Source organism: Psychrobacter sp. TPE 89C, from assembly GCF_055522395.1.
Window position 1 is genome coordinate 25023 of sequence record NZ_JBVFXW010000007.1, and the last position, 22913, is coordinate 47935.

Genomic DNA, 22913 nt, shown 5'->3' on the forward strand with positions numbered 1-22913 from the left:
CAGACATAAGGGGCTTAATACTGTTCCCAATGACCATTGCGCAATAGTAGCTGACGATCTGCCAGTGCCGCCAGATTGCGATCATGCGTCACCATCAATAGTGCCGTTTGCATCGTGTTTTGTAATTCTGTCAACAGTCCAAAAACGCTTTGGGCATTATCATAATCCAAGTTACCGGTTGGCTCATCTGCTAAGATAAGCGATGGCTTGGTTACAAGCGCACGGGCAATCGCCACACGCTGACGCTCACCGCCTGATAACTCGCCTGGTCGATGCATCAGACGATGCTCAAGACCGACACTTTCTAGAATATCAATCGCTTGTTGACGCGCTTCAGTCGTCGATACTTTTGGTCGCATCAATAATGGCATAGCGACGTTTTCAATAGCCGTAAACTCAGCCAACAGATGATGAAACTGATAAATAAATCCCAAATGCTTATTACGCATCGCACCACGTTCGGTTTCATTCATGCTATTTAATAATTGACCATGTAGCCACACTTCACCCGTAGTAGGTGTATCAAGACCGCCTAGCAAGTGTAGCAAGGTACTCTTACCCGAGCCACTGGTACCAACGATAGCAATACGCTCGCCAGCCTTAACCGTCAAATCCAAGCCAGTCAATACTTGCGTACTAACCGCCCCTTCATCATATATCTTATTGATATTTTTCGCCTCTAAAATGGCAGACATGGTATTTCCTTTATTCTATTTATATAGTTGATGCTTTAGAAAATCATTTACTCATAACGCAATGTTTGTGCTGGCTGAATCTTAGCAGCGCGACGTGCTGGGTAGATCGTTGCCAAAAAGCTCAATACAAACGAGGCACCAGTAATCAACACTACATCTAACACACGCAACTCTGACGGCAAATAGTTCACAAAATACGCATCAAATAGGTTCAGGTTAAAGACTTGATTGATGAAACCCAAAATATCGCTGACCGTGAGGGCGAATATCACACCCAATATCGTGCCAGCAACCGTACCGATGACACCAATGACTACGCCTTGAACCATAAACACTTGGGTAATCAATCGAGGTGATGCACCAAAGGTTTTTAAGATTGCAATGTCCGCTTTCTTATCCGTGACAAGCATAACCAGACTAGAGACGATATTAAAGGCTGCAACCAAGATGATTAAAAAGAGCAGCAAGCCTACCATCGCTTTTTCCATCTGAATGGCACCAAATAGATTGCCATGAGTCTGTGTCCAATTATTCGGATACAACCTATCAGGGGCAATCGCAGCCGCCTTTTCTGAAGCAATTGGCGCAGTAAAGATATCGTTGAGCTTCATACGCACACCCTGCGCACCCTCTGGCAGACGTAACAGTTTTGCAGCATCACCCATAGGAATGAAGGCCATCAGACTATCGACTTCTGGACTGATGGTGAAGATACCCGTCAAAGTAAAGCGCTTAAATCGCGGTATGACACCGGCTGCTGACGGTGATGCCTCTGGCAGAACTAACGTGACTTTATCACCGAGTTGCAATCCTAATGATTGCACCATCTCTTCACCCAGTACAATACTAAAGTCACCATTTTGCAAGGTATCAATACTACCCTCAACCATGTGCTCGTTGATGATAGAGACCTTTTTCTCATACTCAGGCTCAATACCTGTGACCATAATCCCTGCAACCTGACCATTTGAGGTCAGCATCCCTTGCAGTTGGATAAATGGTGCTACCGCTGCCACTTCTGGGTCTTCTTTGATCTTGTCTGCCAATTGTTCCCAGTCACTGATAATCTCAGATGAGACGACCGTTGCTTGCGGCACCATACCCAAAATACGGGTTTTTAGCTCTCGATCAAAACCATTCATGACCGACAGCACCGTGATTAATACGGCAACCCCAAGAGTCAAACCAATCATCGAGATCAGCGATATAAAGGAGATAAAACCATTACTACGCTCTGCTCGGGTATATCGTAAGCCGATAAATAACGCTAAAGGACGAAACATATTCAAACTCTTTATCTTATCTACGTGCGACTTTATATATAGTCGGTTCAATATAATTTGGATACAAGAAAAGCAAGTGAAAGTACTACAAGTAGTAAACTAAGCGAGACTGACACCATATCCAATTTATAGAGGATTGGCTATATGCTATAAAACGAGCACACAAACTGGGTTTCAGACGGGCTTAAGACAGCCGTCAAAAGGGAGCTAGTTTGACACAAATCGGCTGATATGTGCCAATCATTAGCAAAAACTGAGTATGTTTTTTGCTAAAAAATAGGGTTTTGTTACTATTTTTTATGTGGGACTTGCTATTACTTGCGTCAATACCTATATATTGTATGCTAAGGACAATTGTCATTACCCATTCATTGTAGTTTGTTGACCTTTTGCTGATGACAACGTTGCTAGCCATCATAGACCCATATTTAGCATAGTAGGTTATGGTAGCCAGTAATCGCAGCTATAGCGACAAACTTCACGCTGACTTAATTTTGAGTACTCTCATGACCATTAATTACCAATATAAAAACATCCAATCTCCTACTAAGGTAACCTTAACTGACGAGCAATCTGCAGGTCACGCTGATCATTGGCGAATTTTGACTGATGATATGAGCCATGATGTACCAGAGTGGCTACAGAAAATGATCGAACAAGCAGCGATGCCTAAAGGTCTTAATAGCAATGTCAGCTCGCAAGACAGCTGCCTATTACTATCTGAAAATCAGCCTTGTCACATTAATCAAGTACTGGCGATGAAAAATGGTAAGCCTGAGTGCTTTATCAATGCCTATCCTTGTGTCGATAGTCCATATGGTTTGAATTGTAAAATTGAGCGTATCATCGCTAATGACAAATCACATGATGCCGTACTACGCTTACATACGGCTGATGGCAGTATCATTTATGCTTTTGATCAGCTTTATACCACCAATCGTCATCTATATCAGCGAGATACGTCTTACTTTGTGAACCTTAGCGCCTGGGCGCACGAGATCAAACACAGCGAACAAAACGAAGTGATTATGGTCGAAGATCAAGAGTCGATTCGCTATCATCGTGCCTTTAATGACATTGTTGCCGCCAATGATGGAAAGATACCAGACGATTTGCAAGAGCAAATCAAAGAATGGAAACCTGAGACCAAAGAGCAAATGGCGCCTGTCGAAATCAACTTGGGTCATATGTGTGCATATCTCTTTGGCGATACACTAGGACAAGAAGACGAAGCATGGTGTCAAGGTCAAGTGCTTGGCAAACAAGAGACTGTCTTCAATGGCAAATCTATTATTTTGTTTGATGTCGTCATACTACGTGAACAAGACGCAGATCCATTTGTGATACGTGTTGGTGCGCTCAACACCGCAGAGACAGCCATAATTAAAGTGCATGATTATATACAAGCCAACGTTTGGCTACAGGCGGCTATCTATAAGCAAAACCAAAAAAGCACAACACAACAATCAAAAGCTAGTTAATCAAACAAAAACATGTTGCTATTAAATCTATCAATAAAAAAGCCTCTAATATGAATTAGAGGCTTTTTTTATGTCAACTAGGGCGTATCACATAAAACCATGTGAATATAAAACTACGCCATAGTCGTCATAGATTTGATACGAGAGTACAGTTCTTTTTGTTCAGTGCTTGGGCGAGCAGTCTGTACTGCCATCAATTGTGACATATCGCCTTCAACACGAATTTTACCGCTCATAAATGCACCCATGATTTGATTGGTATCAAAATCAGTGATGATAGATTGCAAGATACTGCGATCAAGTAGCAAGGTAGTGGTCGCCGCGTCATTTAATCCGCGATGTAATAAGCCATTAGTGAAGTTGGCTTCAATATCTTGATCCGTATCAGATAATTTCAAGTTGACGATCATATTTGCAAGTGCTGGCGGTAAGTTAAGCTCGCCCGCTTCTTGACCCATTTGCTCAACTTGCTCAAACCATTCATTTGTCAAAAAAACTGCCATATTATTGTCCTTAATTAGTATTATGTGAGGCTAAGGTTTTATTCACCCTCGCCTGACTGAACATCAAATTATAAAATAGTTTCTGATAGCAACGATATAAAAACGCTGCTACCCATCATATTTAGCCTCATTATAAGGGTCGACTTGATGATAAGTAAAACTTATTTACATGACTCATGCTGCCATTGTTACAAGATTCTTTTTCATACTGACAGTAACGTATGACAATCACTATCCATTTCTAACCAAAGACCGCCTCTAGAATCATGACAAAATTGTGTATAAAATAGGTGGATAGCGTAGCAATAATAAGTTGCTCGCTAGAGTTTTTACCAAAGAGTTTGTATTTTGCCGCATAGTTCTGATGATATTTGATTAGGATTGCGTTACAATACCCTTAAACAGAGTCGGGAGTTTTAACTAAACATTACGTAAACATGTTTTTTTGTCAGCCGCCGCTAGCATACGTCTATGGTCAGTGCATTTTCATGGCCCTATGGATATTGGTATCTATCTTCATTGGTACAGATTTATTGGTAATAATTAAGATAAATACTTAGCCTCATTAGATGTTTGATGCTCAAAAACGGCGCATTTTCTTATTCACCTTAACAGTTATTAATAATCCTACTATCGATTGGCTATGAGCGCTGTGTATTTTAAATGCCTCTATATATGAGCACCAGCTGATATATGGCTTAGATTGATAGCTAATAACGTTAAAACTATAAGCAATCCAAAAAACAGCATGTACCGCAACTACTATTTGATCATCAATTATTATGATGCAGATGGTGCGGAGAGTTAGTTAATTCTGTTGATAATTCGGGCTGTAAAGGAATCATCCAATGAGTTTACAAAACACAGCAGTCGCCCCAGTTGACCGTGAGTACGAAATTACAGTCATAAGATTCTTTACGACAATGGCCGTAGTATGGGGCATCGTCGGCATGAGTCTTGGTGTGTTCATTGCTTCACAGTTAGCATGGCCAGCACTTAACTTTGATACGCCATGGCTGACTTTTAGTCGTCTGAGACCACTGCATACCAATGCGGTTATTTTTGCGTTCGGTGGTTCTGCCCTGTTCGCAACGTCTTACTATATCGTTCAGCGTACCTGTAAAACACGCCTGTTCGCGCCGTATTTGGCTTGGTTTACCTTTTGGGGTTGGCAGGCAGTGATCGTTTCTGCCGTCATTACCTTACCGCTAGGTTTGACTTCAAGTAAAGAATACGCTGAGCTTGAGTGGCCTATCGATATCTTAATCGCGTTGGTATGGATCTCTTATGCCATCGTCTTTTTTGGTACGCTTATCAAACGCAAAACCTCACATATCTATGTGGCTAACTGGTTTTTCGCCGCTTTCATTATTACGATTGCACTACTGCACATCGTAAACAGCATGGCGATTCCTGTTAGTGCCTTTAAATCTTACTCGCTATTTGGCGGTGCAACTGATGCTATGGTGCAGTGGTGGTACGGGCATAACGCAGTAGGTTTTTATCTAACGGCAGCGTTCCTTGGAATGATGTATTACTTCGTTCCTGTACAGATTGGTCGCCCTATTTATTCTTACCGTTTGTCTATCGTTCACTTTTGGGCGTTGATTGCTTCATATATGTGGGCTGGTGGTCACCATTTGCATTATTCAGCGCTTCCAGATTGGACGCAGTCATTAGCAATGGTATTCTCAATCATCCTATTTGCACCATCTTGGGGTGGTATGATCAACGGTGTACTAACGCTATCAGGCAGTTGGGATAAGTTACGTACCGATCCGATCATTCGCTTTATGATTGTTGCATTGTCGTTCTACGCGATGTCGACGTTCGAAGGCCCAATGATGTCTATCAAGACGGTCAATGCGCTATCGCACAACACTGATTGGACAATTGGTCACGTACACTCAGGTGCACTTGGCTGGGTTGGTATGATCACCATTGGTTCATTATATGTACTGTTACCGCGTATTTATAACAAACCAAAGATGTACTCTATCAGCTTAATCACCACGCATTTTTGGCTTGCGACTGCAGGGACTATCTTTTATATCGTCTCTATGTGGATCTCAGGTATTGGCCAAGGCATGATGTGGCTTGCGACGAACCCAGACGGTACTTTGGTATATAGCTTCGTTGATACTGTTGAATTCTCGCATTTCCCATATATTGGCCGTGCTTTTGGTGGCTTCTTATATGTGTCGGGTATGTTTATTATGGCTTATAACTGCTATAAAACACTCAAGATGCCAGAAGGTAAGCCTGTAGATGTCGCTGATCCAACGGATCATGAACCTAGTGTCGAAAAACCTTCGACAGCTAACGTATAAGGAGCGATCATGGCTGGTACACCGCATGAAATTATTGAAAAAAATACAGGCCTGTTAGTCATTGGTATCGTGATTGCTATTAGTTTTGCAACGCTCGTTGAAATCGTACCATTAATATATGACAACAAGGGTCCTGAAGAAGGCGGGGTTAACGCTCCCCTTCCCACTATGGAACCTTGGACTGCACTAGAGTTCGAAGGCCGTGACATTTATATTCGTGAAGGTTGTCACGTATGTCATACCCAAATGATTCGTCCGCTACGTGCTGAAGTTGAACGTTATGGACCATACTCGCGTGCTGCAGAATCAACGTGGGATCACCCATTCTTGTGGGGCTCTAAACGTACTGGACCTGATCTAGCACGTGTTGGTGGACGCTACTCTGAAGACTGGCAAAAGCAGCATTTGATCAATCCACGTTCATTGGTTCCTGAATCAGTAATGCCTGGCTTCCCTTGGCTTGCTGAGAATGAAGTGGATGGTGCAAACATTCAAGACAAAATGCGCCTATTCCGTGATCGCTTTGGTGTTCCTTATACTGAAGAAGATATCGAAGGAGCGCCAGATGCTGTTCTTGGTGCCACTGAACTTGATGCTTTGGTTGCCTATCTACAACAACTAGGCACCGCGATGGAAGGACAGCGCTAATGGGTATTGGTGAATTACAAACAATTGCGACCGTTTCTGCCTTTATTGCCTTCGTAGGTGTTGCATGGTGGGCGTATTCGCCAAAAAACAAAAAACGCTTCGAAGAAGATGCACAACTTGCGCTTGATGACGAAGATATAAAGTCTTTGTCTGAAGAGCAGCGCAATAAGGATAAACGATGACATTTTTTTGGAGTTCTTGGATCACGCTAATCAGTATCGGCTGTTGGCTATTTATTCTTGGGGTTTTGTTATTTGTTCTAAAATACAAACCTGACGTTGAAGAAGATGGCACCACTGGTCATGAATATGACGGCATCCGAGAATACGACAAACCATTGCCTAAATGGTGGCTAGTGATATTTTTTGGTTCGATCGTTTGGGGTGTTGCTTATTGGGTATTTTTCCCAGCTATGTTCCCCAAACATTGGGAAGGAATTGCCACGGTAGAAGTCGATGGTGAAACGGTACCGTGGACCTCTCATAACGAGCTAAATAGTGAGCTTGAACAGAACAACAAAGTATTTACGGATAACTTTGAACAGAATATCTTGGCCAAAGCAGATGCTAGTGGTGCAACATCAACGTTAGCCACACTTGCAGATATGCAATCGACTTTGCGTCATAGCGAAACAGCACCAGCAGACTTAAAAGCTCAGATTGATGGCAAAGTTGCAGAACTTGCACCTTATGTTGAGAAGCTATCTGAAAATCCAAATGCTTTAAAAGTTGGTAGCCGTTTATTTTTACAGAACTGTTCTGTATGTCATGGCTCTAATGCTAAAGGTGCAACAGGTTATCCAAATCTGACTGATAATGATTGGTTGCATGGTGGAAAGCCAGAGAATATCTTGCTGACCTTACATAATGGCTGGCACATTGGTGTAGATTACAAGAAAGAACCTGCAAAACTACCAATGCCTGCTTGGCGTGAAAACCTTGGTGAAGATGGTGTGCGTGCAGTTGCTGAGTATGTACTATCGATCTCTGGCAATCAAAACGATTACGATCTAGACCAAACGTTAGTTACACAAGGTAAGACGTTATTTAATCAGCCTACTAACTGTGTACTTTGTCATGGTCCAGAAGGTAAAGGCATGGTATCTACAGGTGCACCAAACCTAACAGATAACATCTGGCTGTTCGGTGGAGAGCGCGAAACCATCCGTGACACCTTACGTTATGGTCGTGCTGGTGTAATGCCACAATGGCAGACCAAACTGGGTAATGAACGCATTATGTTGCTTGCGGCTTATGTTTATTCATTATCAGATAAAACAACACCGCCTGTGACTCCGGAAACTGCTTTCACTGCGCCTGTTACGGCTACGGCTGCGGCTGCAACTGTAGAAACAGCGGAAGCTACTGCTAACTAATACTTTTAGTAGATTGCTCTGTCATAAATGAATGAGATTGAAAAAAGGGAGAACTGTTATTGCAGTTCTCCCTTTTTTATATACTTTTGCTAGCATGTGTATGAAATTTGGATACTGGCTAGTGCATAACTGGCATATCTTTAGAGTAAGATATTAATTGCTTTTTATTATTATTACCCCATTTATAGTAAGGAGAATGCTAAAATAGCCGCACTCAAAAACAGCTCATTAATCGCTGATTTATAGAGCTATTTTTCATTTTCATGAAGTCATTCGTAATCGATCATTTGGTAGATGGTTTAACAAATATTTGTCCGCTACCTACTGACATTGATAACATCGTTCGCTCATACATCTTATGATTAAAGATGTTTGTTCATCATGCCAGCAAACTGATTCTTTTTTTAAAGAGGCACGTTTATGTCAGCACAACAACCCAATAAAATCCCTGTACAGCAAATTGACTTGGATGCCACCAAACACCGTGTTCATCCTAGATTCATTAAAGGCTTTTATCAAAATATTCGTATCATCACAATGTATGCCCTATTGGCCGCTTTTTTGCTTTTGCCATGGCTACGTTATAATGGCAGACAAGCAATATGGTTTGATGTTCCCTCGCAGCATTACTATATTTTTGGTACGACATTTTTGACTCAAGACTTTTATTTCATTGCCGCCTTTGCCATTATTGCCGCATTTATGCTATTTATGGTGACTGTTTATGCAGGCCGCGTATGGTGTGGTTATGCTTGTCCACAGACGATTTGGACACACCTGTATCAGTATGTTGAAAAGTGGATCATTGGTGATCGCAATAAGCGCATAAAGTTCGATAAAGAACCAATGAGCGCGCAAAAAGCCTTTAAACGCTCTGCTGTATATTTTATTTGGTTTGTACTTTCAGTTATCACAGCGGCGACCTTTGTAAGCTACGTCGCTGGAACAGATTATCTGTATCAAAGCTGGCAAATGATTGGTGTTGTCCCAATTCCTGATTGGCCAACATGGGTATGGGTATCGATGTTTATTTTCACCTTTGCTACCTATGCTAATGCAGGTTATATGCGTGAGCAGATGTGTATCCAGATCTGTCCTTATGGTCGCTTTCAGAGTGTCATGTTTGATAAAGATACGTTGGTTGTATCCTATGACTATGAGCGTGGTGAACCACGTGGCACACGCAAAAAAGGCACAAATCCTGAGCATTTGGGCGACTGTATTGAGTGTACGATGTGTGTGCAGGTCTGCCCCACTGGCATCGACATTCGTGATGGGTTGCAGGTGGGTTGTATTCAGTGTGCCGCTTGTATCGATGCCTGTAATGACGTTATGGATAAAGTGGGCTACCCTCGTGGGCTCATCCGCTATACAACAGAACGTCAACTGGCAGAAAAAGAAGATACTCGTGTATTTAGTCCACGCTTATTTGCCTATTTAGCAGTTATTTCTATTTTGTGTGGTGGTCTTGTTTATGCATTGACGGATCGCGTACCCTTAGAGATTGATATTCGTCGTGACCGTAATCAATTGTCATCCATAAACAATCAAGGCATGATTGAGAACAGTTATATTGTTAAACTGACCAATAAAACGCAGAATCCTCATGCTTATAAAATAACACTAGCACCGAAAGATGGTTTGAGTTTAGAGCTACGATTCAATGATGTGCCACTAGAGGCAGGCGAAAGCTTCGATATGCCAGTTAGCATCTATGGAGATCCAGATGTTATCGATTTCGAACAGACGCCAGTCACTCTAAATGTGACCAGTGAAGATGGACAATACAAAGTCAGTAAGCAGAATGTCTTTACTACTCAATAAGCTTTTATAAACTATTGAGCGCTTCGCTAGGGCGTATCTTCATTTTAAAAATGGTGATAAAAATGAGATAAATTGCTGCCAAACAAGAAAAATAGCGCAGATAATATCGAGATATTAACCAGTTATTTGACGATGTTTGGCAAGATTTAGCCATTTTTAGCCCATTTAGATGCCTATCGAGTGAATTGAAGACACGCCCTAGTATATAATTATACATATTACTTGTTGGTCTATGACTAGCAGGTAAACCGTTTATCATTACACTGGCAGCATGTAGCCGTCAGATGGTTCGTTGATACAGTTTATAGATGTCTGACAAACCAGATATCTGATTAATAGGTACTTTATGTCTACTCCAGCATCAAACTTTAAGCATCAAGACACTCAGCCATGGTATAAAAATTACATGGTCGTTATCTTTGTGATTGGCATGCCCGCATTTGTGGTAGTGGCCTGTATCTACTTTGTTTACTACTCTTATCAGATTCGAGACAGTGTGGTACGTGACGATTGGTACATGGATGGCAAGACCCTTTATCAAGATGTGTCACGTGACAAGCTGACTTATGATTTAGACCTACATGGCAAAATGCAATTTGCTGATAATGGGGATGTTACCTTCTATTTAGATTATCCTGAGCAAAGCTTGCAATCAGGTAAATTATTGAATGGTACGCCGCTCGTTTATCCTGAACAGCTAGATCTGTCTATCTCGCATGCCACTGATATCAAAAAAGACCATGATGTGATATTGCAGCACCAAGAAGGCAATAAATATAGCGCGCAAGTCGATATGGATCCAGTAAAAGCCAAATACTATCTGCAAGTCAGTAACGGTGGTACAAACAACTGGCGTATGCAAGATGTCGCCAAGCTACCTCGTTCAAATGTTAGTTTTGTACCCTTACAAGCTTTCGAAAAAAAACAACCTGATTGATCAGATATAATCTGAAGACGTAAAAAAACCAGCCATTAGTAGATAATGAGCTGGTTTTTTATAGCCAATTTAAAGGTTTTAGCGATAGCTGGTTCAGTATAGAACCATCAAATAACCGGATTAATCGTTGGGATTTTTTGCGTGGTACGATTATCTGTTGTCGCCTTATCTAATTCTGGCAGTTGCTGTTTATCACTCATAAACTTCGGATTAAACGTTTGGGTCTTTGGTGATATAGGCAAACCAATTTCAGCCAGACTATCGGTCTGCCCTACTTGAATATTATCGCCTTCAAACAAACGCTCATTATCATCACGATCAAGACTTAACCCTTCAAAGTCAAACAATTCACGATCGGCTAATTGCGATGGGGCAACGTTTTGCATCGCCTTAAAGATAGAGGCCAAACGCTGTGGATGAGCATCGTTCCATTCTCGTAGCATATCATTGATAATAGCTCGTTGTAGATTGGTTTGGCTGCCACACAAGTTACATGGAATAATTGGGAATTCTTTCAATTTAGCGTATTCAATGATGTCTTTTTCTTCGACATAAGCCAGCGGACGAATAAGCATGTTTTGCTTATCATCGCTCAGTAGTTTAGGTGGCATAGACTTGAGCGTACCGCCATGAAATAAGTTTAAAAAGAACGTGGCCAACATATCATCGCGGTGATGACCCAGTGCAATCTTGGTGGCACCAATCTGCTTCGCAAAGCCATATAACGAGCCGCGACGCAAACGTGAGCAGGCAGAGCAATAAGTCTTACCTTCTGGTACCACGCTTTTAACGATACTATAAGTGTCTTTTTCTAAAATATAGTGAGCAATGCCTTGCTCGTTCAGATATGCGGGCAAAATATCTTCGGGATAGCCAGGTTGTTTTTGATCGAGGTTCACCGCAACGATATCAAAGCTAATCGGTGCAATGCGCTTGAGCAATAATAAGATATCAAGCAGCGTATAACTGTCTTTGCCGCCTGACACACAGACCATCACCACATCACCCTCTTCGATCATATTAAAATCACGAATAGCCCAAGATACTTGTCTACGCAGTTTCTTCTGTAGCTTACGGAACTGTGCTGATTGAGTAGGTGATAACTGCTCCGCCATCAACTCATCCTCAGCGGCATCATCATCTTCCATGCCATCAGTCTCTAAAGTATAGTCAGCCATACCTGCATCAGCAGACATCTCATCAAACTCTGGCGTAATTTTTGGCGTAAACAAGGTCGCTGCAGTCATAAGTTACTCAATATCTTTACAAGGGTGATTTTGCTATACAGCAAACTGCTATTACAGTGCTGTCATACATGATGGGCAAGCACTAACACTGATGCTTTAAAAGCAGGGATTATAACAAAATTTGCTAACAGTTTGAAAAGAGGACATTAAATAATGGCTGCATGGTTCTGTAACGGCTGGATTTTTGCTAAAATAGCCGTTTTTCGTAAACCAATAATAGATACCATTATGACTAACGTTACCTCACAAAGTACCGCCGATAACACAGCGCTTGATAGCGAATTAGATAGCCTTCATAACAACCAAAATGCCGTCGTGCTACTGTCAGGCGGGCTTGATTCGGTCACTTGTTTATATTGGGCAAAGGCACGCTATGCCTCTGTGACAGCAGTCAGCTTTAATTATGGTCAACGTCATAACAGTGAACTTGTCGCAGCCAAGACTATCGCTGAGACGGCTGAAGTTAATCACAGAATTATCGATATCGATATCGCCCAACTCGGTGGCTCATCCCTGACAGATCATAGTATGATCGTTCCTGACGGTGATTCAGATAAATTCCCTAATAAAAACCGTGATGAAATCGATAACGATGCCATTCCTAACACTTATGTCCCTGCCCGCAACACCATATTTTTATCGTATGCGCTAGCAGTGGCAGAAGTGGCTGATGCCAACCATATCGTCATCGGGGTCAGCTCAGTCGATTACTCAGGCTACCCGGACTGTCGTCCAGAGTACATCGCAGCGTTTGAGCATATGGCCAACCTTGCCACAAAAGCAGGCGTCACCGGACACCATTTATCGATTCAAACGCCATTGCAGCAGTTGTCCAAAGCAAAAACTATTGAGCTTGGCTTATCACTCGGTGTCGATTATGGGCAGACTATTTCTTGCTACCGTGCCGATGAAAACGGCCTTGCTTGCGGTGTATGTGATAGCTGTACATTACGTCGTCAAGGCTTTGAACAAGCTGGCATTGCTGACCCTACCCACTATCAATCTTAGTAGATAGTATAAGCGGCGTCTTATTAAAATTTATACTAAATAATGGCAGTGCTCAACATTAGCGCAACATTCGCTTGCATTAACACAGCATGTCGCCATTGTATTTTAGTCAATATACTTGCTATGGTATGGGCGATTGCCTTTATTGAAAGACACAAGTGCCCATATCAATCATCAACTATTAGTGTTTTGCATACAAAATATAAAAACTGATGCCACCTGTAAGAGGATGTTTATGAAGTTACTACCAATATTACCTTTAGCTCTAGCTGCTATTTTTGCGATGCCACAAGCGAATGCTGCTGATATCAAAAAAGAAAATATCAATACTTGCATTGATGGTGCGGTCAAATACAAAGTCGCGGATAAAGGTACTGCTACCAAGCTGTGTAACTGCACCATTGACGTCCGTAGCAACATGACCATCGGTCAAATGTGGGAAATAGAAAGCTACGCGCAAGATAAAAAAGACCCTTCTGGCCTACCTTATGTCAAAAAAATGCAAAAAGAGCTGCAGCAATGCACCGTTGGCTTAGACTTAAAGCAGCCACAAAAACCTGCTTAACCTGCAACTTGCTGAACATATAAAAGACTGGTCATTACCAGTCTTTTTTGTTGGGAATAAACAAGTAAAATGTAAAACTCATTATGAATTCCAATAAATCCCCCTATAATAAGAATACGATAACTAAATACAGCCAATATATAGTTGATTTAGGTTAAAGAAGAGGCAAGGCAACCGAGTGCAGATGTATATGTGATACGTCAAGCGAGGTTAATGCTGTCACTCCTTTATAGAGGATTGACTATATAATCAAAATTAACAAGGACTTTATAATGGCAAAGCCAACCACAGAAAACCTCACACTACCTGAGTTCCCAGTCACGATAGTACGAGAGCTAGATGGCAACTTCGTCCATGACGAGATAAATTTAAAAGAGATGATCAGCAATACCAATAAAGGACTCATTCTTTACTTTTATCCAAAAGACAATACACCTGGCTGCACCACGCAAGCGACAGAGTTTACCGCTCATCTCAACGACTTTGACGAATTGGGCTATGACATCATCGGTGTCTCACGTGATAGCGTTGAGTCTCACGAAAAATTCATCGCTAAACAAGACCTAAACATCGCACTTATTAGTGATACTGATGAAAAACTGTGTCAGTACTTTGACGTTATTAAAGAAAAAAATATGTATGGAAAAATAACGCTCGGATTAGTCCGTTCAGCATTTGTTTTCGATACGGATGGTACGCTAACTCACGCTCAGCGCAATCTACGTGCCAAAGGCTATACCGAACGGTTGCTTGAAATATTAGCACCTTAATCAACATAGCCTCTTAACCAATATAGCCATAAATCACGACAGTCATAAATGATATAAAGTTGCTTTTGTATAAATCCATTTTTATATAAAGCTACTTATATAAAAAGTCACTTATATACAAAGTCACTTTAAAATAAGCGCTGATAATAACGACAATAACCATAACGACAATAATAATGCGGTGCCAAATACTAATAAAAGCATTCAAGGCTACCGCCTCCATAATGTGAGAATACTATGAATAAACAATCTGAGACTGGTGTTGATAATGCAGCACCCAAAGTCACTCGTGAAGTATCTGTAGCCGTCATCGGTGCAGGTACCGCTGGTCAAAATGCCTTTCGCCAAGCCAGCAAAATTCATGACGACATTGTCATTATCAATGATGGGTTTTGGACAACCACTTGTATCCAAGTCGGCTGTATGCCAAGTAAACTGTTGATTGCAGCCGCTGAGCGTGCTCATGATGCTAAAAGTTCTGCTAAATTTGGTGTTCATGCTACCGTTCAGATAGATGGTAAGCAAGTCATGCAGCGTGTCCGTGATGAGCGCAATCACTTTGCTAGCTACATCAAAAAGCAAGTCGAGGGATGGCCTGACGATAAGAAGATAGACGGTCGTGCTCATATCAATAAGCAAGGGCTCATCGAAGTCAATGATGAACTAATCGAGGCAGAACAAATCATTATCGCGACTGGTAGTTCCCCATTCATCCCAGACGGTTGGACAGATAAGCTGGGCGATACGATACTCACTTCTGATAGCGTCTTTGAGCTCACAGATTTACCAAAGTCAATGGCAGTCGTTGGTGCAGGTGCGATAGGGTTAGAAATAGCTCAAGCGTTAACACGTTTAGGCGTGGACGTAACATTATTTAATCGAGTCAAACGTGTTGCCGGACTCAAAGATGACGATATCAATAACAAAGCGATTGATTGCCTGAGTGGTGAGTTGACCATGCACTTGGGTAGTGAGATTAATAATGTCGGCACCCAGATAAATGCAGAGCATAAAACAGCATTTATTGATTATGAAGACAGTGCTGGCGAGTCGAAACAATGGCAAGGTGAATACGTACTGGTCGCGACAGGACGCCGTAATAACATCAAACAGCTAGGCGTTGAAAACCTAGGTGTCGAACTTGATGACAAAAATCGCCCAAAAGATTTGAGTAAAAAAACAGGCAAGATTGGTGATTCAAACGTTTATATTGTGGGTGATGCCAATGCACATATTCCATTGCTACATGTGGCTAGTGATGAAGGCTATAGTGCTGGAAGTATGGTTTGCGAAAACGAAGAAAATGCCTATATTCGCCCGCCCGCCACACCATTCTCTATCGTATTCTGCTCACCGCAAATCGTCAATGTTGGTATGTCCTTGCCAGAAATTCAACAAGACTCAAATCTAGAGCATGTGATCGGCAGCGTCAGCTTTGATAATCAAGGCCGCAGTCGTGTGATGGGCGTCAATTGTGGTCTATTACATATCTATGGCTGTAAAAAAACAGATAAAATTTTAGGGGCTAGCATGGTAGGCCCTGATGCTGAATATATTGGTCATATTTTGGCATCAGCAATTACCAATGATTTGAGTGTCAAAGACATGCTTGACACGCCTTTTTATCACCCAACGATATTGGAAGGTCTACGCACTGCTTTGCGTGATGTGCAGCATAAAATGGAGATACCTTATCAATATCAAGATACTCAGAAAAATAGCTCTTAATTATCAGCTCAGCCGCACCTGCAAAACAGGTATACTCAGTGTCAATCAGCACATCTCTTGTGTTTGATTGCACTGATGATTTAAGGTAACTTATAATCCTATACCTTATGTTAAATACTTTGCATATACCAAAATCTGCATGGACCAAAAAATGCCAATCGCTAGTATTACTGATTTTTTCAAAGAGATCATACGTGATCTCCATACTAGCCTCTATCTTGCGCTTGGTGGATCTGCAGATGAAGAGTCACTTGACTGGTCATCTCAAGCAGTGGATCTGGCAAGTACTGGCATCAAAATCCTAATACTGCTTGCGGTATTAGGATTTTTTTATTGGTTGGCTATTTATATCCTCAAACAAAGCAAAGCGAAAATACGTTTAAATGAGCGTCGAACTAAAATTGTTCGCTCAGTGCTGCGTTATATATGGGTTGTAGCCAGTTTAATCGCCATTATGAGTCAGATTTACTTTGAACCAGATACCATCAAAGCGACGGCAAAGGCTAGTACCTGGGCCGGTATCTATTATGTACTCTGGGCCTCCTCGGGGCAAATTATTCACAGAGTGCTACAGCATTATGGCCTCAACGCCTCCATAGAGCAGCTCCTCAAAAACATCTTGTCCGTGCTGCTATTGGTACTCGGACTTGCCAGTGTCATGGCGCAATTTGGCTTTGATATCGTCTCACTAGTAGCGGGTTTGGGTATTGTAGGTTTAGCAGTCGGTTTTGCTGCTCAATCGACGCTTGCTAACTTTATCGCTGGTATTACTATTTTACTTGAGCAGTCCTTTCAAGTTGGCGACTGGATTCATATCAATGAAAATGAGGGCCGTGTGGTGCTTATCGCCTTACGTACCACTCATATTTTGACTCGAGATAACATCACTGTCATTATTCCAAACTCTAATGTTGCCTCCTCCGAAGTGATTAACCTAACTTCCAAAAACTTTATACGCTTTGATGTTCGTGTACGTATTGCTTTCGAAGATGATATTGATACTGCCCGTAAGGAAATTTTGCAAGTACTTACCGATACTGAGGTGGTACTTAGCCGTCCTGAAACCTCGGCCACCGTGGCAGAGATTGGTGAGTATGGTGTGTTCTTTATTGTACGGTTTTGGGTGAAACCAGCCGCTGTGGCACGTATGCCAAAAATCAAGGAACATTTGAGAGAAGATATCAAGTGCGCTTTTGACGCAGCAAATATCTCAACCCCTTATCCACATATGCGTTTGCTCATGCCAAAAGACGTCGACTATCCCATAGCGACCAAACCCTTTGCAACGACGACACAACGAGTAGCACCAGACAACCATGCTCAGCCTTAATATCAAATAAAACCAATAATAGTTTATGGCTGTTCTGTTAGCGTGATAAAATTTTGTACGCATTCAATAGGTTGATCATGACATTGCTCAAGGTATTTAAATACGCATTGCTTTGAGCGACACCTGACCTATCCTGTATATCATCACCTAAGAACACCTCTTATAGCTTACTTTCATAGTGACGGGTTACGATACTAATTAATATGAATTGAGACTATTAAAATACCTCTAATGCTATGCATGCAGATCCTATACCTGTAGATATCTACAGGTACATCTTTGATAAATCCTTGTTATGCTGCAAACAGATACTAATAGACCGTTGAATAGGTTTGACAAAATATCTAGGGGCATAATCAATTGATTACTGACAGGGAGTTCTGCGCATGGACATTAAATTAAGATTCACTCAAGCTTTGAGCATAGTTGGTGCTAGTTTAATATTGACAACGGGAGCATTTGCAAATCAACTGATTAATGGAGGCTTTGAGCTAAGTCCGCCTACCAGTGGATTTGGCAATCATATAGGTCATCCTATTACTCCTTGGGTGTTAGGAACAGGTGATGATTCAAACGTCATCAGAACCAACCAAGGCATTAATTCCACGGGAGATGGCCCTCGGAGTGATGCATCGGGCACTGCGTCAGGAACTATTAGACATTATCTTGATATTGCTAATGGCAGCAATGACTTCTATCAAACCTTTATAGCAAAATGTAATGGTGAAGCAAATTTTGGTGGATACTTTTCTACCAGAGCTGATAGTAATGGAACAGCCTCTGTCATCTTGCGTAATGGAACAGGTATCAATGGATCAATCGTTGGTCAGTCTAACCCTGTAACTCTCCCAGGTGGTAACTCTTCAACAGATCCTTGGAAATTAGTATCCTATACTAGCCCAGTGGTAGCAGGTAATACCTATTCATTAGTCATCAAAATGGATAATAACATGAACTTTGATGAAGCCTTTGTCAATATCAAAGGGTGTGCTGGCGATGGGGGCACTGGACCGGGTCCCATAATTTTTGATGAGGCTACAAATTTAGGTGATTTGGTTCCAATGGATTATGATGATATTGTCATTAATATACCTGCTGATAACTGCTGCCCACCCATCAATGAAGAAGCTATCATTCGACAATTAACCCCGGTATTTCAGCCCGGTGGCGGATCAAATGCAAAATATCGTCTTAATTTCTCAGCAACATCGCAATTTAACAATCAGATGCAAAGCTACTTAAACTATGTGCATAGCATGAAGCCCCCTATCAATGCATTAATATCCAAATGGACTATATATGATAAAGGACCAGGTGCGTTAGGTTCACCCGTACCTACGTCACCAGGTTGGGGCACTAGTATTGACGCATTTTATACTAACTTCCACATCACTAATCCTATAAATCATGGTAATACTTCAGCAAGTTATGATATGAAACCGAACCATTGGTATCGTGTACAAGTAGGCACATATTTTAATGGTGGTAACAAGTTCTTCCCCCAAACATGCGAGTCTGCTGATTACTGGGTTAATTGGCAAGTTGGTGGAAACAAGTCGTCTGGCTCAAATGGTAGTGCCGGTAGCTTCGTCATTAGTGATGGTAAGCAAGAGATTGCTAGAGTCAAAGTGGAATCTAAAGCTCAGCCTAAATCTATGTCAATGAAAAAAAGCGCTACTCTAAAACGATTCTAAAATAGATCTATAACTCTTTAGAGAAATCTGACAAGAGAGTAATGGAGAAGTCATAGAATTTTGAAGACATTAATTATCAATTAATAAACCACCTATCATTTTATGATGGGTGGTTTATTCGTTAATGTAGACTCCAATTTAGTGCTACCGCTTCTTCAATCCAGCTCAACCATTTTTCAAATCATATACTTTTAAGTCAATATCTATCAACCCATGATTGACTGCTTGTACTATGGCATGTGTACGGTTAGACACTTCTAGCTTTCTAAGGCAGTTGCTCATATGAAAGCAAACAGTACGCTGTGAGATACCAAGATCGCACGCGATTTTTTTATTGCTATCCCCTTTTACAATGCAGGTTAGCACTTCAATTTCGCGATTAGTGAGGTGGGGTTTATTGATTTCTGCTGTGATAGGTTTCAGACTAGCAAGTAATGATGGTGAGATAAATTTTTTGCCTGTACGAACCTGCTTGATAACGGCTAACAAATCTATAAAGGTCGTATTTTTTAACACGTAACCTGACAATCCAATATTGAGTAATTGCTGTGCTTTAGCGCCATCATTGACGGTGGTCAATGCAATTAATTGCGTGATGAGTGATTGCTTTTCAACCGAAAGAACGATGTTTTCGATATCTATACCAGACATCGTGACATTCATTAAGACAATATCTGGTTCATACTTTTCTATTAGATGTAATGTGTGATCGCCATTCGTTGCATGGCCTACAACATTCAACCCTTCTACACGCGCAAGCAAAAGCATAAACCCCTCCAAAAATATTGGATGGTCATCTGCTACGATTACTGTGGTTATCGTCTCCATTTTTTTAGTATAAAACAAATATTGCGTTAACTTACCAGTTTATTACTGCTTTATTAACTACTGTGACATTCAATCTTATAATCCTAGATAGCTTTTAAACTAAACTTATTGAAATATGGTAAAATTGTCGGTTAAACATCTTATTTTATGATGTGCATTAATTATCAATTTAGCCCACAGGTATCCGTATGACCGAAACAACCGCGCCCTCAACTTTAGTAGCAGCTTCGCCAGAGTTGTCGCTTGACCTTATCATCACTTGTGCCGATGGGCTTGAGGCACCGCTACAGACCGAACTGACCAGTTTTGGTATTGCCAGTGAGATCAAAAGCACAGGCCGTTTAGCGGTTACGGGTACTTTGCGCGACCTATATACTATTTGTCTTTGGTCACGTGTCGCCTCCCGAGTATTGATGCTGATTAAACGTAAAAACATCAATGCCGAGTACGATGTGGCTGAGCAAATTTATGGTTTGGCAAAATCAGTCAATTGGACTGAGCAATTCAGCTTAGAGCAAACCTTTGCGATTCGTCTCTCTGTAGACAAGCGCGTGGCCGTTAGTCAGCAGTTTGCGATGCTCCGTATTAAAGATGCGATTGCTGATACGTTTAATGAAGTTTACGACAGCCGTCCTAACGTCGATAGCAAAAATCCAGATTTCTCTATTTTTGCGACCGTGAATGACAAACAAGCTGAACTATATTTAGATTTATCAGGTACCAGCTTGCATCGCCGTGGCTACCGTGTGGCCATGACAGACGCGCCCCTAAAAGAAAACTTGGCTGCCGCCCTACTTTATAGTGCTGGTTGGCATAAAAAGAACGAAGATGGTAATGCGCCTTTCTTCAATGCCTTAATCGACCCTATGTGTGGCTCTGGAACGTTCATCATTGAAGCGTTACTCATGCATTGTGATTATGCGGTTGGTATCGATAAAGCCGCCAATCAATTTGGCTTTTATCAATGGCAGCATCATGACGATGTGCTCTGGCAAGAAATGATTAATGATGCACAGACACGTTTCCGCGACGCGTTGGAGATTGCAAACGAGCAGCCTGACACCCTACCACTAATGTTAGGTTTCGACGCTGATAGTGGTGCAATTCTCGCCACAGAAAAAAACATCATTGCCGCAGGTTTACAAGATTTACTGCCGCTACTCGATATCGAAACTCGCGCCCTTGACCAGTTGGGTGCTGTACTAAGCCCTCTCGTCAGTGATGGTCGATTGAGCAATCCTTTAATCATTACCAACCCCCCTTATGGTGAGCGTTTGGGCGATGAAGAAATGATTAAGCCGTTATATCAAGCGATTGGTCTTATTTTGCAAGATAGCTTTGCTGGTAGTGGCGTTGATCCAATGCTTGGCATACTGGCATCTCATGTCGAACAAGTCGATATCTTACCAATTAAAGAACCAAAAACGTTGCGTTGTCATAATGGTGCCATCACCGTTTATTTCCGCTATGGCACCTTGATTGCAGGACAAACGGGCAATCTCGTGAGTCGTTTTGAGAAACGTGAGATTGAAGTAGAAGATGGACAAGACTTCATCAACCGCTTGCAAAAAAATCTAACCAAACTGAAAAAGCTAGCGAAAAAAGACAACGTCAGTAATGTACGTGTCTACGATGCTGACCTACCAGATTTCAAGGTTGCGATCGATTTATATGGCGACTACGCTCATGTGCAAGAATATGCACCACCAAAGACTATCCCACCTGAAACAGCTAAAAAGCGCTTCAACTTGGCATTGATGGGTATCCGTGAAGTTTTCGGTATTAACCGTGAACAAATCTTTATCAAAACGCGTGCCCGCCAGTCTGGTAATGATCAATACAGCAAGCAGAACACCACAGAAAAACGTGGCAAGTTTCATGTTGCGCGCGAAGACGGCGCTTATCTTTACGTGAATTTTACAGATTATCTTGATACTGGTCTGTTCATCGATCACCGTAACATGCGTGCACGAATCAAGGACAACAGCCGTGGCAAAGCGGTATTGAACTTATTTGCTTATACTTGTACGGCAAGTGTTCACGCGGCATTAGCTGGCGCGAAAAAAGTCACCAGTGTCGATTTATCACAGAACTATCTAGATTGGGGCAAACAAAACTTTGTACTCAATGGCTTGGACGTGAGCCGCAATAAATATCAGTTCGTTGCTGCTGACATCTTCGAATGGATTAAAGACAATACCGAGCAGTTCGATATTATCTTCATTGATCCACCGACCTTTTCAAACTCTAAAAAGTTTCAAGGTACTTTTGATGTACAGCGTGACCATGCTGCCCTTATCAATCGCGCCATGAATCGCTTGACGTCAGATGGTGTGTTGTATTTTTCAAACAACTTTACCCGCTTTGAGCTAGATGAGCAGTTGACTGAGCGCTACGATATTGTTGAGATTACACAAAAGACTATTGGTTTTGATTTTAATATCAAAAAACCGATTCATCAAAGCTTTGAAATTCGCCATCGTCAGAGTTTTTAAGCGACAGTCTATAATCTTAGGTCTATCATTAGAGCTTTCAAATGGTAGCTTTTAGATAAGCGCCTACAGATGACTAATTATATAAACGGTCATCTAGTAAGCCACTAAATCTTAAGTTTTATGCTCAATTTTTTATGAAACATAACAATGACCCAATCAGCTTTGATTGGGT

General features: G+C 41.6%; 19 protein-coding genes. 14 read left to right on the forward strand and 5 right to left on the reverse strand.

Annotated elements, in window-relative coordinates; all coding sequences use genetic code 11:
- Positions 1 to 14 precede the first annotated feature (14 nt).
- Complete coding sequence (gene lolD / locus ACZW67_RS03780) at positions 15 to 695, reverse strand: lipoprotein-releasing ABC transporter ATP-binding protein LolD (protein WP_110922693.1); 681 nt, start codon at positions 693 to 695, stop codon at positions 15 to 17.
- A 47-nt stretch (positions 696 to 742) separates the two neighbouring features.
- Positions 743 to 1978 carry a lipoprotein-releasing ABC transporter permease subunit gene (locus ACZW67_RS03785; protein ID WP_465182222.1) on the reverse strand — a complete coding sequence of 412 codons (1236 nt, stop codon included), beginning with the start codon at positions 1976 to 1978 and terminating at the stop codon, positions 743 to 745.
- A gap of 506 nt (positions 1979 to 2484) precedes the next feature.
- Here ACZW67_RS03785 and ACZW67_RS03790 point away from each other — a divergent pair.
- Positions 2485 to 3459, forward strand: a complete 975-nt coding sequence (locus ACZW67_RS03790) for a hypothetical protein (protein WP_110922848.1) — start codon at positions 2485 to 2487, stop codon at positions 3457 to 3459.
- Positions 3460 to 3572: 113 nt separating this feature from the next.
- Here ACZW67_RS03790 and ACZW67_RS03795 read toward each other — a convergent pair whose 3' ends face one another.
- On the reverse strand, positions 3573 to 3962 hold the full coding sequence (locus ACZW67_RS03795; protein WP_110922691.1) for an SCP2 sterol-binding domain-containing protein: 390 nt from the start codon (positions 3960 to 3962) through the stop codon (positions 3573 to 3575).
- A gap of 848 nt (positions 3963 to 4810) precedes the next feature.
- Between ACZW67_RS03795 and ccoN the strand changes: the two genes are divergently transcribed.
- The 6 genes from ccoN (at position 4811) to ACZW67_RS03825 (ending at position 11076) form a co-directional block, all read left to right on the forward strand.
- The gene (gene ccoN, locus ACZW67_RS03800; RefSeq protein ID WP_465182223.1) at positions 4811 to 6292 is read left to right on the forward strand and encodes a cytochrome-c oxidase, cbb3-type subunit I; all 1482 of its coding nucleotides are present in this window, start codon (positions 4811 to 4813) and stop codon (positions 6290 to 6292) included.
- Positions 6293 to 6301: 9 nt separating this feature from the next.
- Positions 6302 to 6940 carry a cytochrome-c oxidase, cbb3-type subunit II gene (gene ccoO / locus ACZW67_RS03805; protein WP_197100044.1) on the forward strand — a complete coding sequence of 213 codons (639 nt, stop codon included), beginning with the start codon at positions 6302 to 6304 and terminating at the stop codon, positions 6938 to 6940.
- Entirely contained in the window at positions 6940 to 7122 is a 183-nt protein-coding gene (locus ACZW67_RS03810) for a cbb3-type cytochrome oxidase subunit 3 (RefSeq protein ID WP_194197257.1), read from the forward strand. Before ccoO ends, ACZW67_RS03810 begins: the two co-directional genes overlap by 1 nt.
- A complete protein-coding gene (gene ccoP / locus ACZW67_RS03815) occupies positions 7119 to 8315 on the forward strand; it encodes a cytochrome-c oxidase, cbb3-type subunit III (RefSeq protein WP_465182224.1) in 1197 nt (398 codons plus the stop codon). Before ACZW67_RS03810 ends, ccoP begins: the two co-directional genes overlap by 4 nt.
- Positions 8316 to 8735: 420 nt before the next feature.
- Positions 8736 to 10139, forward strand: a complete 1404-nt coding sequence (ccoG, locus tag ACZW67_RS03820) for a cytochrome c oxidase accessory protein CcoG (RefSeq protein WP_110922687.1) — start codon at positions 8736 to 8738, stop codon at positions 10137 to 10139.
- A gap of 346 nt (positions 10140 to 10485) precedes the next feature.
- The gene (locus ACZW67_RS03825) at positions 10486 to 11076 is read left to right on the forward strand and encodes a FixH family protein (protein WP_465182225.1); all 591 of its coding nucleotides are present in this window, start codon (positions 10486 to 10488) and stop codon (positions 11074 to 11076) included.
- A 107-nt stretch (positions 11077 to 11183) separates the two neighbouring features.
- Here the strand turns inward: ACZW67_RS03825 and ttcA are convergent, their stop codons facing one another.
- The gene (gene ttcA, locus ACZW67_RS03830; RefSeq protein WP_465182261.1) at positions 11184 to 12191 is read right to left on the reverse strand and encodes a tRNA 2-thiocytidine(32) synthetase TtcA; all 1008 of its coding nucleotides are present in this window, start codon (positions 12189 to 12191) and stop codon (positions 11184 to 11186) included.
- A 360-nt stretch (positions 12192 to 12551) separates the two neighbouring features.
- Here ttcA and queC point away from each other — a divergent pair, with 360 nt between their 5' ends.
- The 6 genes from queC to ACZW67_RS03860 all read left to right on the forward strand — a co-directional run bounded on the left by queC (position 12552) and on the right by ACZW67_RS03860 (position 19418).
- Positions 12552 to 13331 carry a 7-cyano-7-deazaguanine synthase QueC gene (gene queC, locus ACZW67_RS03835; RefSeq protein WP_465182226.1) on the forward strand — a complete coding sequence of 260 codons (780 nt, stop codon included), beginning with the start codon at positions 12552 to 12554 and terminating at the stop codon, positions 13329 to 13331.
- A 235-nt stretch (positions 13332 to 13566) separates the two neighbouring features.
- Positions 13567 to 13896 (forward strand): hypothetical protein, encoded by a 330-nt coding sequence (locus ACZW67_RS03840; protein WP_110922684.1) that lies wholly within the window; start codon positions 13567 to 13569, stop codon positions 13894 to 13896.
- A gap of 272 nt (positions 13897 to 14168) precedes the next feature.
- Positions 14169 to 14666 (forward strand): peroxiredoxin, encoded by a 498-nt coding sequence (locus ACZW67_RS03845; protein WP_181416251.1) that lies wholly within the window; start codon positions 14169 to 14171, stop codon positions 14664 to 14666.
- A 237-nt stretch (positions 14667 to 14903) separates the two neighbouring features.
- On the forward strand, positions 14904 to 16394 hold the full coding sequence (locus tag ACZW67_RS03850) for a dihydrolipoyl dehydrogenase (RefSeq protein ID WP_465182227.1): 1491 nt from the start codon (positions 14904 to 14906) through the stop codon (positions 16392 to 16394).
- Between the two features lie 151 nt (positions 16395 to 16545).
- Positions 16546 to 17724: a mechanosensitive ion channel family protein gene (locus ACZW67_RS03855; protein WP_465182228.1), complete on the forward strand. Its 1179-nt coding sequence runs from the start codon at positions 16546 to 16548 to the stop codon at positions 17722 to 17724.
- Between the two features lie 386 nt (positions 17725 to 18110).
- Entirely contained in the window at positions 18111 to 19418 is a 1308-nt protein-coding gene (locus ACZW67_RS03860; protein WP_465182229.1) for a hypothetical protein, read from the forward strand.
- Between the two features lie 165 nt (positions 19419 to 19583).
- Here ACZW67_RS03860 and ACZW67_RS03865 read toward each other — a convergent pair whose 3' ends face one another.
- Positions 19584 to 20246, reverse strand: a complete 663-nt coding sequence (locus ACZW67_RS03865; protein WP_465182230.1) for a LuxR C-terminal-related transcriptional regulator — start codon at positions 20244 to 20246, stop codon at positions 19584 to 19586.
- A gap of 188 nt (positions 20247 to 20434) precedes the next feature.
- On the opposite strand from ACZW67_RS03865, the gene rlmKL reads away from it, so the two are divergent.
- Complete coding sequence (gene rlmKL, locus ACZW67_RS03870; RefSeq protein ID WP_352259356.1) at positions 20435 to 22741, forward strand: bifunctional 23S rRNA (guanine(2069)-N(7))-methyltransferase RlmK/23S rRNA (guanine(2445)-N(2))-methyltransferase RlmL; 2307 nt, start codon at positions 20435 to 20437, stop codon at positions 22739 to 22741.
- Positions 22742 to 22913: the final 172 nt, after the last annotated feature.

Coding starts and splice junctions, on each gene's coding strand:
- ACZW67_RS03845 (WP_181416251.1), top strand. CDS start 14,169: ATGGCAAAGCCAACCACAGAAAACCTCACACTACCTGAGTTCCCAGTC.
- ACZW67_RS03860 (WP_465182229.1), top strand. CDS start 18,111: ATGGACATTAAATTAAGATTCACTCAAGCTTTGAGCATAGTTGGTGCT.
- ACZW67_RS03790 (WP_110922848.1), top strand. CDS start 2,485: ATGACCATTAATTACCAATATAAAAACATCCAATCTCCTACTAAGGTA.
- ccoN (WP_465182223.1), top strand. CDS start 4,811: ATGAGTTTACAAAACACAGCAGTCGCCCCAGTTGACCGTGAGTACGAA.
- ACZW67_RS03785 (WP_465182222.1), bottom strand. CDS start 1,978: ATGTTTCGTCCTTTAGCGTTATTTATCGGCTTACGATATACCCGAGCA.
- lolD (WP_110922693.1), bottom strand. CDS start 695: ATGTCTGCCATTTTAGAGGCGAAAAATATCAATAAGATATATGATGAA.
- ttcA (WP_465182261.1), bottom strand. CDS start 12,191: ATGGCGGAGCAGTTATCACCTACTCAATCAGCACAGTTCCGTAAGCTA.
- ACZW67_RS03865 (WP_465182230.1), bottom strand. CDS start 20,246: ATGGAGACGATAACCACAGTAATCGTAGCAGATGACCATCCAATATTT.
- ACZW67_RS03795 (WP_110922691.1), bottom strand. CDS start 3,962: ATGGCAGTTTTTTTGACAAATGAATGGTTTGAGCAAGTTGAGCAAATG.
- ccoO (WP_197100044.1), top strand. CDS start 6,302: ATGGCTGGTACACCGCATGAAATTATTGAAAAAAATACAGGCCTGTTA.
- ccoG (WP_110922687.1), top strand. CDS start 8,736: ATGTCAGCACAACAACCCAATAAAATCCCTGTACAGCAAATTGACTTG.
- ACZW67_RS03810 (WP_194197257.1), top strand. CDS start 6,940: ATGGGTATTGGTGAATTACAAACAATTGCGACCGTTTCTGCCTTTATT.
- ACZW67_RS03840 (WP_110922684.1), top strand. CDS start 13,567: ATGAAGTTACTACCAATATTACCTTTAGCTCTAGCTGCTATTTTTGCG.
- ccoP (WP_465182224.1), top strand. CDS start 7,119: ATGACATTTTTTTGGAGTTCTTGGATCACGCTAATCAGTATCGGCTGT.
- ACZW67_RS03855 (WP_465182228.1), top strand. CDS start 16,546: ATGCCAATCGCTAGTATTACTGATTTTTTCAAAGAGATCATACGTGAT.
- queC (WP_465182226.1), top strand. CDS start 12,552: ATGACTAACGTTACCTCACAAAGTACCGCCGATAACACAGCGCTTGAT.
- ACZW67_RS03825 (WP_465182225.1), top strand. CDS start 10,486: ATGTCTACTCCAGCATCAAACTTTAAGCATCAAGACACTCAGCCATGG.
- ACZW67_RS03850 (WP_465182227.1), top strand. CDS start 14,904: ATGAATAAACAATCTGAGACTGGTGTTGATAATGCAGCACCCAAAGTC.
- rlmKL (WP_352259356.1), top strand. CDS start 20,435: ATGACCGAAACAACCGCGCCCTCAACTTTAGTAGCAGCTTCGCCAGAG.